The sequence below is a fragment of the Spiribacter sp. 1M189 genome (genome assembly GCF_040838345.1).
GTDB classification, from domain to species: domain Bacteria; phylum Pseudomonadota; class Gammaproteobacteria; order Nitrococcales; family Nitrococcaceae; genus Spiribacter; species Spiribacter insolitus.
Window position 1 is genome coordinate 687,636 of the sequence record NZ_JBAKFF010000001.1, and the last position, 14,226, is coordinate 701,861.

General features: G+C 62.4%; 15 protein-coding genes and 1 other RNA gene. 7 read left to right on the top strand and 9 right to left on the bottom strand.

Annotated features, from left to right (window positions below):
- Nucleotides 1–12 precede the first annotated feature (12 nt).
- The 4 genes from V6X30_RS03470 to V6X30_RS03485 all read right to left on the bottom strand — a co-directional run bounded on the left by V6X30_RS03470 (nt 13) and on the right by V6X30_RS03485 (nt 4,690).
- Nucleotides 13–1,392: a TRAP transporter large permease gene (locus V6X30_RS03470; RefSeq protein ID WP_367983257.1), complete on the bottom strand. Its 1,380-nt coding sequence runs from the start codon at nt 1,390–1,392 to the stop codon at nt 13–15.
- Nucleotides 1,308–1,769, bottom strand: a complete 462-nt coding sequence (locus tag V6X30_RS03475) for a TRAP transporter small permease (protein WP_367983258.1) — start codon at nt 1,767–1,769, stop codon at nt 1,308–1,310. Before V6X30_RS03475 ends, V6X30_RS03470 begins: the two co-directional genes overlap by 85 nt.
- Nucleotides 1,770–1,829: 60 nt before the next feature.
- On the bottom strand, nt 1,830–2,960 hold the full coding sequence (locus tag V6X30_RS03480) for a DctP family TRAP transporter solute-binding subunit (RefSeq protein ID WP_367983259.1): 1,131 nt from the start codon (nt 2,958–2,960) through the stop codon (nt 1,830–1,832).
- Between the two features lie 98 nt (nt 2,961–3,058).
- Complete coding sequence (locus V6X30_RS03485) at nt 3,059–4,690, bottom strand: GMC family oxidoreductase (RefSeq protein WP_367983260.1); 1,632 nt, start codon at nt 4,688–4,690, stop codon at nt 3,059–3,061.
- 177 nt (nt 4,691–4,867) lie between these two features.
- Here V6X30_RS03485 and V6X30_RS03490 point away from each other — a divergent pair, with 177 nt between their 5' ends.
- On the top strand, nt 4,868–5,026 hold the full coding sequence (locus tag V6X30_RS03490; protein WP_367983261.1) for a hypothetical protein: 159 nt from the start codon (nt 4,868–4,870) through the stop codon (nt 5,024–5,026).
- Nucleotides 5,027–5,081: 55 nt separating this feature from the next.
- Here V6X30_RS03490 and ssrA read toward each other — a convergent pair.
- Nucleotides 5,082–5,440, bottom strand: a transfer-messenger RNA (tmRNA) gene (ssrA, locus tag V6X30_RS03495).
- A 48-nt stretch (nt 5,441–5,488) separates the two neighbouring features.
- The gene (gene smpB / locus V6X30_RS03500) at nt 5,489–5,977 is read right to left on the bottom strand and encodes an SsrA-binding protein SmpB (RefSeq protein ID WP_367983262.1); all 489 of its coding nucleotides are present in this window, start codon (nt 5,975–5,977) and stop codon (nt 5,489–5,491) included.
- A 120-nt stretch (nt 5,978–6,097) separates the two neighbouring features.
- Here smpB and V6X30_RS03505 point away from each other — a divergent pair, with 120 nt between their 5' ends.
- Both V6X30_RS03505 and V6X30_RS03510 read left to right on the top strand, forming a co-directional pair.
- Nucleotides 6,098–6,535 (top strand): type II toxin-antitoxin system RatA family toxin, encoded by a 438-nt coding sequence (locus tag V6X30_RS03505; RefSeq protein WP_367983263.1) that lies wholly within the window; start codon nt 6,098–6,100, stop codon nt 6,533–6,535.
- Nucleotides 6,536–6,557: 22 nt separating this feature from the next.
- The gene (locus tag V6X30_RS03510) at nt 6,558–6,860 is read left to right on the top strand and encodes an RnfH family protein (protein ID WP_408022353.1); all 303 of its coding nucleotides are present in this window, start codon (nt 6,558–6,560) and stop codon (nt 6,858–6,860) included.
- Here the strand turns inward: V6X30_RS03510 and V6X30_RS03515 are convergent.
- Nucleotides 6,842–7,225 (bottom strand): outer membrane protein assembly factor BamE, encoded by a 384-nt coding sequence (locus tag V6X30_RS03515; protein ID WP_367983265.1) that lies wholly within the window; start codon nt 7,223–7,225, stop codon nt 6,842–6,844. The genes V6X30_RS03510 and V6X30_RS03515 overlap by 19 nt on opposite strands.
- Nucleotides 7,226–7,261: 36 nt before the next feature.
- On the opposite strand from V6X30_RS03515, the gene fur reads away from it, so the two are divergent.
- The gene (gene fur / locus V6X30_RS03520) at nt 7,262–7,747 is read left to right on the top strand and encodes a ferric iron uptake transcriptional regulator (RefSeq protein WP_367983266.1); all 486 of its coding nucleotides are present in this window, start codon (nt 7,262–7,264) and stop codon (nt 7,745–7,747) included.
- A 1-nt stretch (nt 7,748) separates the two neighbouring features.
- On the opposite strand, the gene recN is transcribed toward fur, so the two are convergent.
- Together recN and V6X30_RS03530 are read right to left on the bottom strand one after the other, a co-directional pair.
- Complete coding sequence (gene recN / locus V6X30_RS03525) at nt 7,749–9,419, bottom strand: DNA repair protein RecN (protein ID WP_367983267.1); 1,671 nt, start codon at nt 9,417–9,419, stop codon at nt 7,749–7,751.
- Nucleotides 9,413–10,297 (bottom strand): NAD(+) kinase, encoded by an 885-nt coding sequence (locus V6X30_RS03530; protein ID WP_367983268.1) that lies wholly within the window; start codon nt 10,295–10,297, stop codon nt 9,413–9,415. Before V6X30_RS03530 ends, recN begins: the two co-directional genes overlap by 7 nt.
- 123 nt (nt 10,298–10,420) lie before the next feature.
- Between V6X30_RS03530 and hrcA the strand changes: the two genes are divergently transcribed.
- The 3 genes from hrcA (at nt 10,421) to dnaK (ending at nt 14,144) form a co-directional block, all read left to right on the top strand.
- The gene (gene hrcA / locus V6X30_RS03535; protein ID WP_367983269.1) at nt 10,421–11,476 is read left to right on the top strand and encodes a heat-inducible transcriptional repressor HrcA; all 1,056 of its coding nucleotides are present in this window, start codon (nt 10,421–10,423) and stop codon (nt 11,474–11,476) included.
- A gap of 75 nt (nt 11,477–11,551) precedes the next feature.
- A complete protein-coding gene (gene grpE, locus V6X30_RS03540; protein WP_367983270.1) occupies nt 11,552–12,133 on the top strand; it encodes a nucleotide exchange factor GrpE in 582 nt (193 codons plus the stop codon).
- An 82-nt stretch (nt 12,134–12,215) separates the two neighbouring features.
- Entirely contained in the window at nt 12,216–14,144 is a 1,929-nt protein-coding gene (dnaK, locus tag V6X30_RS03545; RefSeq protein WP_367983271.1) for a molecular chaperone DnaK, read from the top strand.
- Nucleotides 14,145–14,226: the final 82 nt, after the last annotated feature.

A 14,226-nucleotide genomic window follows, 5' to 3' on the forward strand; every position in this document is an offset into this window, starting at 1 on the left:
AACGCTTGGCTTTCAGACCCGATAGCCAAGGGCTTCCGGGAGCCAAAGCGCGATTGCCGGAAAAGTCACGAGCAGGATCAGTGCGGTGATCATGCTGAGGACCAACCATAGCGTCCAGCCAAGCGTTGATTCGATCGTTACCCCCGCGACTCGTGAAGTGACAAGCAGGTTCACGGCCACAGGCGGTGTGAACTGGCCGATGGCAATCGTCATGGCCATCACGATGCCGAACCAGACGGTATTCCATTCGAAGGCCTTGACGATCGGCATAAGGATGGGAATCAGAATGATATAGATGGATACCCCGTCGATCACCATCCCGATGAGCAGCAGGAAAACCAGCACCAGGCCAAGGACGACGATGGGGTTGTCGGAAATGGACAGGACCGCCTCAGCGGCCTGATCAAAGGCACCCAGAGTGCTCCCGGCCCAAGCGAAGATCCCTGCCATGGAGATGATCAACAGGATAACGCCCGACATCATTGCCGCATCGACCAGCGCATCGTAAATCATCCGCAGATCGAGGTTACGGTAGACCACAGTGCCGATGAACAGGCCGTATACCACGGCGACGACGGCAGCTTCGGTGGGCGTAAAAAGCCCGCTGCGCAGACCGCCGAGGATCAGGACGGGCGCAAACAGGGCCGGAAGGGCATGAATGAAAGTCTCCCGCACTGAAGGCCGCACCTCAGTGCCATCTGATTCAAAATGATTCCGGCGCGATAGCCAGATCGCGGGCGCCATCACGGCGACACCGGCGATCAGCCCTGGGATGAGCCCCGCGGCGAAAAGCGCCCGCAGATCGACGGAAGGGACGAGAATGGAGTAAATGATTAACGCGACGGACGGGGGGATCAAGATAGCGGTCGATGCCGAGGCCGCAATGACCGCGGCCGAGAAAGCCTTCGGATAGCCCGCCCGCATCATGCTTGGCACCATGACCGTCGCTACAGCGGCGGCATCCGCTGGCCCGGAGCCCGACATGCCGCCCATTATCATGCAGACGATGACGGCAACGGTAGCCAGTCCGCCGCGGCGCACGCCAACAAGCGCGCGAGCGAAGTTAACGAGGCTTGCGGCTACCCCTGACCGCTCAAAGATAATACCCGTGAGCACGAAAAGCGGTATGGCAACCAACGGATACTTGGCGATCGCGTTGTAGGTGTTCGTGCCGAGGGTCGCAAGCATGGCGGGCGAGAGACCCGCGATGATGCCGATCACGCCCGCGATCCCGAGTGCCGTGGCGATCGGTGCGCCGATCACGATCCCGAGTGCCATGACGATGAAAATGAGTAACTCGGGCGCCATCAGTCCGGCGTCCTTTGTTTGAGCTGGCGGGCAAATCGCCCCAGTAACCGGAGAATGATGACGACTGCAGCAATCGGCAGCCACATGGAATAGATCCATGCCGGGATACCAAGGCCCGGTGTCGTCGCCTCGAACAGCCACTCCTCGTAGGCGAACCGGCTGCCAAACCAGGCCACCAGGCCGAATATCGTCAGATTAGCGGCCAAAATGACGATGGTGGCGGTCCATCGGGCCGACCGGTTCATACGGTCGAGAAAAAACGTGATCCTGATCTGCTCGTCACGTGCAAAGGCGATCGCTGAGCCGAAAAACGCCAGGATCACCAGCAGAAACACGGAGACTTCCTCTGTGAATGCAAACGAGAAGTCAGTGAAGTACCTCACCAGTACATTGGCGAAACTGATCACACAGATGACCGCCAGCGCACCCGCGATGACCGCTCGCTCAATGGCGAGCGGCATCCTGGGCTCCGCCTGCCGGTCCTTCCGGGGAGGCGACATAAGCTTTCCGAGATGTGGCAGCTAACGGTTGGCGATGGCCTCTCGGGCGGTTTCTACGAGTTCGGCGCCGATCTGTGGGGTCCATTCCTCATAGACGCTCGTGGTTGCATCCCGGAATTCAGCCACTTGCTCATCAGTCAGTTCGGTGATGGTGACACCGCGCTCCTCGATAGCCCCCCGCAGGCTCGGGACAGCCGCACGAGACTGCTCTATCTCCCAGAGGCCGGCGTCCACGGCGGCCTGCTTGATCATCGCCTGGTCTTCCGGGCTGAAGCTCGCCCAGATATTCCGATTCGCGGCGAAAATCAGCGGATCGGCCATGTAGTGCCAGCGGGTCAAGTAGGTTTGGCCTACTTCATGGATGTTGGCGATGTGGAAGACCGACAGGGGGTTTTCCTGCCCGTCCACGGCCCCAGTGGACAGTGCCGGCTTGGCATCCGCCCAACTCATCTGGGTCGGATTGGCGCCGAGGGCATTGAATGTGTCCTCGAATAACGGGGAGCCGACAACGCGAATCTTCATGCCTTCGAGGTCCGATGGTTCGTCAATCACACCGTTGGAGTTCGATAGCTCGCGAAAGCCATTTTCTCCCCATGCAAGTGGCACGACCCCCTTGGCCCGGACCGCCTCGAAAATCATTTCGCCAGTCTCGCCCCCGGTCAGCGCATCAATCGCTTCGTAGTCCGGCATGAGAAACGGCAGTGAGAAGAGGTTGAGTTCAGGGACCTGCGGTGACCAGTTGATGGTGGAGCCGATCGCAAAATCGATCACGCCGCTGCGCAGTGCGGGAAACTCGCGTGTCTGGTTTCCACTCACGAGTTCGGCATTTGGGTAAACCTTGAAGTTGATCTCCCCGTTGCTGCGCTCATCGACCAGCTCGGCCCACCGCTCGGCGGCCTCCCCCCAGGGGAATGGCGCTGGAAGCACCGTCGAGACCGTGTATTCGTTCTTGTACTGCGCAAGACCCTGGATCGGGATCACGGCGAGCATCATCGCTGCAGCAGCGCATAGGATCGTTGAGTTGCGCATCTTCTCCTCCTCCTTGTGGTTATTACCGGTGAAATCGTAGCGCCATGAACCGGTGTTGCCCACCCTCGCGGGAGTCATCACCCGCTCTGCCGCAATAAAAAACCCCGCCGAAGCGGGGTTCAAGGGGTATTGGTGGAGACGGCGGCCGGAGGCCGGAGGCCGTCTCCGTGTGCCCTGTTATCGGGTACGCTTATCGCAGACGTATTGCGGTGGTTATCGACTTAACGCGCCGTGTCGGCCAGGATCATCTCTGCGGCCTTCTCGGCAATCATAAGGGTCGGGGAGTTGGTATTGCCGGAGGTGATGGTCGGCATGACCGAGGCATCCACCACGCGGAGGCCGGGCACGCCGTGCACCCGCAGGCTTGCATCGACCACCGCACCTCTCTCGGGGGATGGGCCCATGGCGCAGGTGCCCACCGGGTGAAAGATCGTTGTGCCGACATCCCCGGCGGCGTGGGCCAGCGCCTCGTCCGAGTCGATCCCCGCGCCGGGTAGGCGCTCGGCCGGCTGATGCGCAGCCAGCGCGGCGCTCCCCATGATCCGACGGGTCAGTCGAATGGCATCCACTGCCACCGCCCGGTCACCCTCTGTTGAGAGATAGTGCGGCTCGATGCGGGGCGTCGAGGCCGGATCGGCATCGCGAAGACTCACACGCCCCCGGCTTTCGGGGCGTAAGTTACAGACCGACACGGTAATTGCCGGGAAGGGATGCAGTGGATCACCGAGGCGGTCCGTGCTCAATGGCTGGACGTGATACTGAAGATTGGCCCGCGCCTGATCCGGGCTGCTTCGCGCGAAGCAGCCCAGCTGGCTGGGTGCCATGGATAAGGGGCCGGTGCGGCGCAGCGCGTACTCAAGGCCCATGAGCATCCGGCTCGACAGACGATGAACACGTTCGTTCAGCGTGGATGCGCCCTGGACGCGATAAACTGTGCGTAGCTGTAAGTGATCCTGGAGATTTTCGCCAACGCCCGGTAGGTCTTGCTCAACGTCAATTCCCAAGGCATCTAATGCGTCTGCGGAGCCGACCCCCGAGCGTTGCAACAGCACGGGGCTGTGGACCGCGCCGGCTGCAACGATGAGCTCGGCACCGGCGTTGGCGCTCAGGCGCTGGCCATTCTGGCGGAAGCGCACGCCGGTCATCCGTCCGTCCACCCGGTGGAGCGTCTCCACTTCCGCGTGGGTGAGCACGGTGAGATTTTGGCGATGACGAATCGGGCGGAGGAAGGCCCGGGCGCCGCTGACGCGCACGCCTTTTCGCTGATTGACATGGAAATACCCGCAACCCTCGTTATCACCGGTATTAAAATCATCAACGGGCGGGATGCCCTGCTCAGCGGCCGCTTTCTGGAAGGCCTCGAGGATCGGCCAGGACAGCCGTTGGCGCTCGATCCGCCATTCGCCGCCCTGATCATGCCACTCATCTTTGATAAATCCATGGTCCTCGTGGCGACGGAAATACTCGAGCACGTCGGTCCATCCCCAGCCGGGATTGCCGGCATTCACCCAGCTTTCGTAGTCCGCCGCCTGACCGCGCATGTAGATCATGCCGTTGATCGAACTGCTGCCGCCCAGCACTCGCCCCCGGGGGTAGGCGAGCGCACGGCCGTTGAGGCCCGGGTCCGCCTCGGTTTTCAGACACCAGTCGGTTCGTGGGTTATTGAGCGTGTAGAGGTAGCCGACCGGGATATGGATCCACGGGTAGCGATCCTTTCCACCGGCCTCGAGCAAAAGGACGCGATGGTGAGGGTTTGCGCTGAGTCGGTTGGCCAGTAGGCACCCGGCGGTGCCTGCACCAATCACAATATAGTCATACTCGCCAATCCACTCGGCCGCTGTGTCATCTGCCATATGCCGCTTCCCCTCCAGACACGGTTTATCAAGCATAACCCCATGGGATGGCTGCCGGATGCTTTTGCCTGGCCGTAACCCAGTACCGCGGCGGGGGCTGGATGCGGCGAGCCATCCCGGCCTGTTAATGATCGATGGGGTCAGTTCCATTGCCTCGCTGCCATTCCGCTGAGCGCAATGCGCGTCCCCGGGCGTAAGGGCAGTGAGCTGACGTTGTTCGATGGCAGTGGTGTTGGACTGCAGGATCTTTCCCTTGCGCGCGCTGCGCTGGAGCGGGCCCGGGCCCGGGCCCGCGTTCGGGGAATGGGTCAGCGGCTGGATCTTACCTGTGAGTGACCACTAGAAATAATTCGAAATAAAAAACCCCGCCGAAGCGGGGTTCAAGGGATGTTGGTGGAGACGGCGGGAATCGAACCCGCGTCCGAAGGGCCTCCGCCCCAGGGTCTACATGCTTAGCGCCGTCTTTATTTTTAGTGGCGACCTACCCAACGGCCAGGGTATGGCCACCACGATCCCGAGTTGGGTTTCGCCGCGCGGGTCCGGGCTCCCCGCGGGGCTAGCCTGTGTAGTATGCCTGTCCAACATCGACCACAGGCGATCAGATGCGGACAGCTCACGGGTTTTTAGGCCGCGAGTGCGTAGTTGTCGTCGTTGGCAACTATCTTTTTTGTCACATGATTAACGAGGTTGAGTGACATCCTCGGCATGCACCTGGAGTTTCGTGACCTCCGTCGAAGCCATGTCGTCCCCAAGTAATCGATAGGACAGGTTAGCGTTGAAAGGGTTCCATGGGAAGCGCTATACGCGATGCTTGAGCAGGCGTTCCTTCTCGCGCTGCCAGTCGCGCTCCTTCTTGTCGGCGCGCTTGTCGTGCTGCTTTTTGCCCTTTGCCAGGCCGATGCTCAATTTGGCCTTGCCCCGTGACCAGTGGAGGTCCAGTGGGACGACCGTGTAGCCACGCTGCTCGGTAGCGCCCACGAGTTTGGCGAGCTCTCTTTGATGCAGCAGCAGCTTGCGGGTCCGGGTGGGGTCCGGGTTGACGTGTGTGGAGGCGGTCGGCAGCGGGGGGATATTGCAACCGATCAGGAACGCCTCGCCATTGCGCACCAGGACATAGGCCTCGGTGAGGTTGATGCGACCGGCCCTTAGGCTCTTGACCTCCCAGCCGTGCAGCACGAGCCCTGCCTCGAAGCGCTCTTCGATGAAATACTCGAACCGCGCGCGGCGATTGACGGCGATCGTGGCGCTCTCGCCACTGGGCTTTTTCTTACCTGCTTTCTTACTCACCGCAGCATTCTAACGGGGCGTCGCCGCTGCATCCAATTCGCCGGCACCAATGAGGGATTGTGGCGAGTCTGGTACCCTTTCCGGCTTGATTGGACAGCAACCTCGAGACGAGCGAATCGAATGACCACGGTCTCCCGTTCCGCGATGGTCCGGCATTCCGCCGAGGAGATGTTCGAGCTGGTGGACGACGTCCGCGGCTATGAGAACTTCCTCCCCTGGGTAAAGCGCAGCCGGGAGCGGGAGCGCAGCAGTGATGTGGTCATCGGTGAGCTGTTGTTCTCCAAGGCGGGTTTCGAGAAGTCGTTTACCACGCGTAACCGCCGGCAACCGGGAAAGATGATCGAGATTCGCCTGGTGGAAGGGCCATTCCGTCATCTTGAGGGGTTCTGGCGGTTTGATCCGCTGGGTGAAGATGCCTGCAAGGTGTCGCTTGATCTGGAGTTCGAGTTCTCGAACCGCCTTCTGGCGATGGCCTTTGGCAAGGTCTTCACGCAGGTGGCCGGCACGCTGGTGGATTCCTTCGTCAAGCGGGCCAATGAGCGCTATGGCCGCGGCTGACTCGCGGCATGGGCCGGATCGGATGCCGGTTGAGGTGGCCTATGCTCGGCCCGACAGTCAGCGCCTGATCGCGCTTGAGGTCGCGCGTGGCACGACCGCTGAAGAAGCGATTCATGCATCAGGCATCCTTGCCGAATGTCCCGAAGTCGATCTCGCTGAGCAGGCCGTGGGGATATTCTCGCTGCCGGTGGGCTTGGATACCGTGCTGTCGCCGGGCGATCGGGTCGAGATCTATCGGCCGCTGCAGGTTGACCCCAAGGCGCAGCGCCGCGACCGGGCCCGCGCCCAGCGGGCACGGAATGAGGGTCAGGCCTCTGGTTCGTAGAGCGGATTGTCGGGCTGTATGAAGCTGCCCCGGGCGGCACTGAGACCGCGCTCATCGAAAAACAGGGTCAGCTTCCGCGAGACAGGCTTGAGGTCGGTGCTCCGAGGTTCGACTTCATAGACATAGTCCCATCGGCCATCACTGAACGGATCCTCGATGGTCGGCGGCCCGAGCACGAAGCTCACCTGCCGTCGCGTCATGCCGGGTTCGAGACGGGCGACGCTCTGGGCATCAAAGAACGTCCCCTGGCGCACTTCCGGCTTGTAGAGGATCGGCAGGCGATCCACTGTGCTGGCGCAGCCGGCCAGGGCGCCGGCCAGGAGGGACACTGCGAGCAGGCGTTTGCCGGTGTATACTGGAATCATTCTAAACAGGCCGTCGTGCTGACTGGTGGAAGCAATATGGTAACGCAGCCCCGTCCAAGCTCACAGATTCCCTGGGAGATCAGTCAGGAGTCCGATGAGCTCCGTCGTGCCGGGCTGAAGGCAACGCTGCCGCGGCTCAAGATCCTGCGGATTCTCGCCGGACGGGAGCGGGCGCACCTCTCCGCCGAAGAGGTGTATCAGCGGCTGCACGACGCCGGCGACGACATCGGGTTGGCCACCGTTTACCGCGTGCTCACGCAGTTCGCGGAGGCGGGTATCGTCATCCGCCACAATTTCGATAGCGATCGGGCCGTCTTCGAGCTGAACTCCGGCATACACCATGATCACCTCGTCTGCGTGGATTGTGGTCGCGTCGAGGAATTCAAGGACCGGATGATTGAGCGCCGCCAGGCGGACGTGGCCGCCGTTTCCGGGTATGAATTGATCAGCCACTCGCTCATCCTCTATGGGCGCTGTCCCGAGTGTGCGAAGGCGCCACGGATGAAAGGCAACGTCCTTTAGTTCAGTCGACTCTCTCGAGCATTTCCCGTGCGTGATTGAGCGTCTTCTCGGTCATCTCCAGGCCACCGAGCATGCGAGCGAGCTCGCGGGTTCGCTCCTCCGGCGAGAGCGGTCTCACGTCAGTGACCGTCCGGCCATCTTCCCGGTGGCGTTTCTCCACCTGTAGCTGGTGCATGCCCTGCGCGGCGACCTGCGGCAGGTGCGTGATGCAGAGGACCTGATGATGGCGGGCGAGGGCACGCAACTGGCGGCCGACCACTTCGGCAACACCGCCGCCAATGCCGGTATCCGCTTCGTCGAATATCAACGCAGGGAGCTCTGCGGTGTCCGCCGTAGCCACTTCCAGCGCGAGGCCGATGCGCGAGAGCTCACCGCCGGAGGCGACTTTCTGGAGCGGCGCCGGTCGCTGATCGGGGTTGGTGCGTATGTCGAATCGGATGCGATCCGTGCCGTGGGCGGTAGGTGGGGCTTCGCTGTCCGGGTCCACGACGATGGTCAGCTCGGCGCCAGTCATGCCCAGCTGAGCCAGTAGATCATCGACCCGCTCGCCAAGCTGCATGGCGGCCGTCCGGCGTGATTCCGAGAGGATCGCCGCCGCATTGCGGTAATCGTCGAGGATGCGGTCGCGTTCGGCGTGGAGCTCAAGCAGGCGGCTGTCCGCGGATTCCAGGCGGTTGAGTTCGTCCCGCAGCGCCTCGGCATGCGCGGCAAGTCCCTCGGGTTCAACCTGGTGCTTGCGCGCGAGGTCATGGAGCCGACTCAGCTGGTCTTCCACCACCTGCAGACGTTCCGGATCCATCTCGAGCCGATCGGCGAACTGCCTCAGCCCCTGGCAGGCCTCCTCGAGCTGGACCTGACCAGTGGCCAGCAGATCGCGCGTCTCGGCCAGCGCGCTGTCGACACCGAGATGCGGATCCAGCTCGCGTTCTGCGGCGGCGATGATGGTCTGGGCGGTCGTCTCACCCTCGTAGAGAAGCTCCAGGCTGCGCTGGCAGGCGATGATGATCTCGCTGGCGCCGGCGAGACGTCGCTGTTCTTGCTCGAGTTGGCTGAAGGCCTCTTCGGTCAGTGCCTCTTCGTCCAGCTCCTCGAGCTGATAGCGCAGAAGATCGATCCGGTCCTGATGATCGCCGTCGCCGCCACTCAGCGAGCGGATTTCCGCCTCAACGCGCTGCCACCGCGCATGCAGCGAGGACACGGGCTCCAGCTTATTGGCATGCCCCGCGAATCCATCCAGCGTGCGGCGCTGAATTTCGGGGCGCATGAGCGCCTGATGGGCATGCTGTCCGTGAATGCCGACCAGCAGGCGGCCAAGCTGTTCGAGCTGATGTCGGGTGACCGGTCGACCGTTGACCCAGGCCTGGGAGCGACCATTGCTCTGGATGACCCGGCGCAGCAGGCACTCATTGTCTTCATCCAGATTCTCCTCAGTCAGCCATGCTCGTGCCCTCGGCGTGTCGCTGACGTCGAAGATGACATGGATTTCGCTGCGTTTTGCCGCCTCGGGGACCATTGAGGTGTCGGCCCGATCGCCGAGACACAGACCCAGGGCATCCAGAAGGATCGATTTGCCGGCACCGGTTTCGCCGGTGAGGACACTGAGTCCAGGATGCAGGTCGATGGTGAGTTCATCGATGATGGCGAAGTCACGAATCTCGATGCGATTCAGCATGGTGGTGCTCCGTCCCCCCAATGCAGCTTCGCTCGCAGAATATCGAAATAGCGGTGGCCTGGTGGGTGCACAAGTCGCAGTCGGTGGGGCGATACCAGGATTTCGAGCCGTCCGTCAGCAGAGAGCGGGAGATCGCTCTGGCTGTCACAGCTGACATGGACCTGGTCGATGGAGTCGGCCTGGACGCGCACCTCGATGCGACTGTCCGCGCTGATGACCAGGGGTCGGTTGCTGAGGGTATGGGGAGAGATGGGGACCAGCGCCACGGCGTTGATGCCCGGATGCATGATGGGTCCGCCGCCGGACAGGGCGTAGGCCGTCGAGCCGGTAGGGGTGCTGACGATGAGGCCGTCTGAGCGATGACGGTTGCAGGGCTCGCCGTCGATCCAGGTCTCGAACTCGATCATGCGAGCGGTATTCCAGCGTTGCAGAACGACCTCATTGAGCGCGGTGGACCGGGCGATGACCCGGTCGCCTTCCAGCACGCGGGCCTCAAGCATGAGGCGCTCCTCGACCTGCATATCGCCGTCCACCACGCGGGCGATTTCGTCGAAGCGATCCGGCGATACATCGACCAGGAATCCCAGCCTTCCCCGATTGACCCCCAGCACGGGGACGGTGTGCGGCGCGACGATCTTCGCGGCGTGCAGCAGTGTGCCGTCGCCACCGACCACGATGAGTAAATCGATACGGCCGGCGAGGGTCTCCAGCTTGTCGGTGTTGCGGCCATCGTCCGGGTCGGCCGCCGCGCCCATTGCCGTATCGAGGGAGACCTCGAGGCCATGGGCCTCGAGCCGCTCGATGAGCTTGCGAATGGTATCGATGACCGCGGTGTCGTTCGGTTTGCCGGTTATCGCTATGCGTTGAAACGCTGGCATGCATCCCCCTCGCCGATGCCATGACAAGTTAGCATGGCGCCCGCAAATTGACAGCCATCCGGGGCGTTGATAGCTTCGCTTGGCACTCTTGATCCAAGAGTGCCAACTCCCACGGAGGCTTGAATGGTTCAGCGACATCGCGATGAGCCGCTCACCGAGCGCGCACAGCACCTGCTCAGAATGCTGGTGCATCGCTACATCCGCGATGGCCAGCCGGTGGGGTCGCGGGCGCTGACGCGCGATGGCGGTCTCGACCTTAGTGCGGCCTCAATCCGGAATGTCATGGCCGATCTTGAGGAGGCGGGGTACATCCAGTCGCCACACACCTCCGCCGGCCGGATTCCGACGGACCGCGGCTATCGGTTTTTCGTCGACTCGCTGCTCAGCGTTCAACGCGAAAGCGGGCTGGATGCCGACAGCCTGAGAATCCGGCTGGATGCGGGTAGGGATACCGATTCACTGGTGGATTCCGCCTCCAATCTGCTCTCCGGGCTGACCCATCTGGCCGGCGTGGTCACGTTGCCGCGGCGGGATTATGGGGCCATCCGACATATCGAATTCCTGCCGCTGTCCGAACGCCGCATTCTCTCGATCCTTGTGCTGAATGACTCCGAGGTGCAGAACCGGGTCATCGAAACGGACCGACCCTACAGCGCGGCCGAGCTCCAGCAGGTCTCGAATTACCTCTCCGCCGAATTCGCCGGCAAGAACGTGGGTGATGTCCGGCGCGGTCTGCTCGAGGCCATGCAGGCCGATCAGCAGCACGTGAACAGTCTGATGACCTCGGCGATCGCCGTGGCACGGGAATTGTTCGCGGAGACCGGCAACGAGGACGAAGACTTCGTCATGGCGGGTGAGACCAATCTGATGACCTTTGCCGAGCTCTCCAGCGTCGAGAAGCTCAAGGAGTTGTTCGAGGCGTTCGGGCGCAAGCGGGACATCCTGCATCTGCTCGACCGCTGCCTATCGGCGGATGGCGTGCAGATCTTCATCGGCCAGGAATCCGGCTATCGGGCCTTTGATGGTGTCAGCCTCGTGACCTCCACCTATCAGAGTGATGATCAGGTCCTCGGTGTCCTGGGCGTCATTGGCCCGACCCGCATGGAATATGACCGCGTGATCCCGATCGTCGATGTCACGGCGCGGCTGCTGGGGCATGCCTTGAAACCCGATCATTGATCCCCATTTCTACCGACGAGCAGGCGCCGCCATGACGGCGGCGTTGAGCCGGATGCCGGAACAGCGGAGCAAGCAATGAGCGAAGAAGACAAGCGAGAGAACTCAAGCGAAGAGTCCACGCAGGCGGAGAGCGGGGCGGAGTCATCCGCCACTGGGCCCGATGGCCCCATCGAGATGCCGGAGGGCGAGGACCTGCAGGCCGCACTGCGTGAGGCCGAAGCCCGTGCCGAAGAGAACTGGAGCCAGTTCCTGCGCGCCCGGGCGGAGATGGAGAACCTACGCCGCCGGGCGGAAAAGGACGTGGCAGCCGCCCGTCAGCAATCGCTGGAGAAGCTGGCCAGTGAGTTGCTTGGCGTCAAGGACAGCCTCGAGATGGGGCTGCAGGCCGCCAGCGAGGATGGTGCGGATGTGGCCAAGCTGGCCGAGGGCTCGGAGCTGACGCTGCGCATGTTCAATCAGGCGTTGGAGAAATTCAGCATCGAGGAGCTCAATCCCGAGGGTGAGCGGTTTGATCCGGAGGCGCATGAGGCAATGGCGGCCCAGGAGGCCGCCGATGTCGAACCCAACACGGTGATCAACGTCGTGCAGAAGGGCTATCGCCTCGGCGACCGGCTGCTACGCCCGGCCATGGTGATTGTCGCGAAGGCGCCGGCTTGATCCGGACCAGGGTCTTGAAAAACGCCTCTGGTGCCTAAATCTCACCAATTGAACCGAATTTGAAATCGAGGAGCATTGAATAATGGGCAAGATCATCGGAATCGACCTGGGAACGACCAATTCCTGCGTCGCGGTGATGGAAGGGGGATCTTCCCGGGTTATCGAAAACGCCGAGGGTGATCGGACAACGCCTTCCACCGTCGCATTCACCGAGGATGGCGAAGTACTCGTCGGTGCCGCCGCCAAGCGTCAGGCGGTCACCAACCCCGAGAACACACTGCACGCCATCAAGCGGCTGATCGGCCGTAAGTTCGAAGAGGACGTCGTCCAGCGGGACGTCCGCGAGATGCCTTACAGCATCGTCAAGGCGGACAACGGCGACGCCTGGGTCGAAGTTCGTGACAAGAAGATGGCGCCGCCGGAGATCTCCGCGCGGGTGCTGCAGAAAATGAAGAGCACCGCCGAGGATTATCTCGGTGAGGAGGTGACCGAGGCGGTGATCACTGTCCCGGCCTACTTCAACGACTCCCAGCGGCAGGCCACCAAGGATGCGGGCCGTATCGCCGGCCTTGAGGTCAAGCGCATCATCAACGAACCCACCGCCGCGGCGCTGGCCTATGGCCTCGATAAGAAGGGCGGTGATCGCAAGGTGGCGGTTTATGACCTCGGTGGCGGGACCTTCGACGTCTCCATCATCGAAATCGCCGAGGTTGAGGGCGAGCATCAGTTCGAGGTGCTGTCGACCAATGGTGACACGTTCCTGGGCGGTGAGGACTTCGACCGCGCGGTGATCGACTACCTCGTGGCCGAGTTCAAGAAAGACCAGGGCATCGACATTTCTTCTGATCGCCTTGCCCTGCAGCGGCTCAAGGAAGCGGCGGAGAAGGCCAAGATCGAGCTCTCCTCGGCACAGCAGACCGAGGTGAACCTGCCCTACATCACGGCCGATCAGACCGGGCCCAAGCATCTCAACCTCAAGCTGACACGTGCCAAGCTCGAGAGCCTGGTTGAAAACCTGGTCCAGCGCACGATCAAGCCCTGTGAGGTGGCGCTCAAGGATGCCGGCCTGAAGGCGGGCGACGTGGACGAGATCATCCTGGTGGGTGGCCAGACCCGCACGCCGAAGGTTCAGGAGGCGGTCAAGGCGTTCTTCGGCAAGGAGCCGCGTCGCGACGTCAATCCCGACGAGGCCGTGGCCATCGGTGCGGCGATCCAGGGCGGTGTGCTCGGCGGCGACGTCAAGGACGTGCTGCTGCTCGATGTGACGCCGCTCTCGCTGGGTATCGAGACGCTTGGCGGTGTGATGACCAAGCTTATCGAGAAGAACACGACGATCCCGACCAAGGCCAACCAGGTGTTCTCCACCGCCGAGGACAACCAGAGTGCGGTGACCGTGCATGTCCTCCAGGGCGAGCGCGAAATGGCCTCGGATAACAAGTCGCTGGGTAAGTTCGACCTCTCCGACATTCCGCCGGCGCCGCGTGGGGTACCGCAGATCGAGGTGACGTTCGACATCGACGCCAACGGCATTCTGCACGTCACGGCCAAGGACAAGGGCACGGGCAAGGAGCAGTCGATCCAGATCCGCGCCTCCAGCGGGCTCTCGGATGATGAAATCGAGCGCATGGTCGAGGATGCCGAGTCCCACGCCGAAGAGGACCGCAAGGCCCGTGAGCTGGTCGAGGCCCGTAACCAGGCTGACAATCTCATCCATGCCGCGCGCAAGAGCCTCGACGAGGTGGCCGACAAGGCCTCGGATGACGAGAAGAAGGCGGTGCAGGACGCCATCGCTGACCTTGAAGAGGCCATGAAGGGCGGCGACAAGTCCACCATCGAGTCGAAGACCGAGGCGCTGGCGACGGCCTCCGGCAAGCTGGCGGAGAAGCTCTACCAGGATGCGGGAGCCGGCGAGGGGACTGGCGAAGCCGGCGCCGAGGGTGGTGCCGGATCGAACCAGGAAGACGTGGTCGACGCCGAGTTCGAGGAAGTCAAGGACGACGACAAGAAGTAACGGCGCTTCGCGGAACAACCGTTTCGCCGGCAAGGCGCAGTGCATCGAATGCTCCGGTCCGCCGGGCATTCGTTGCCTGCGC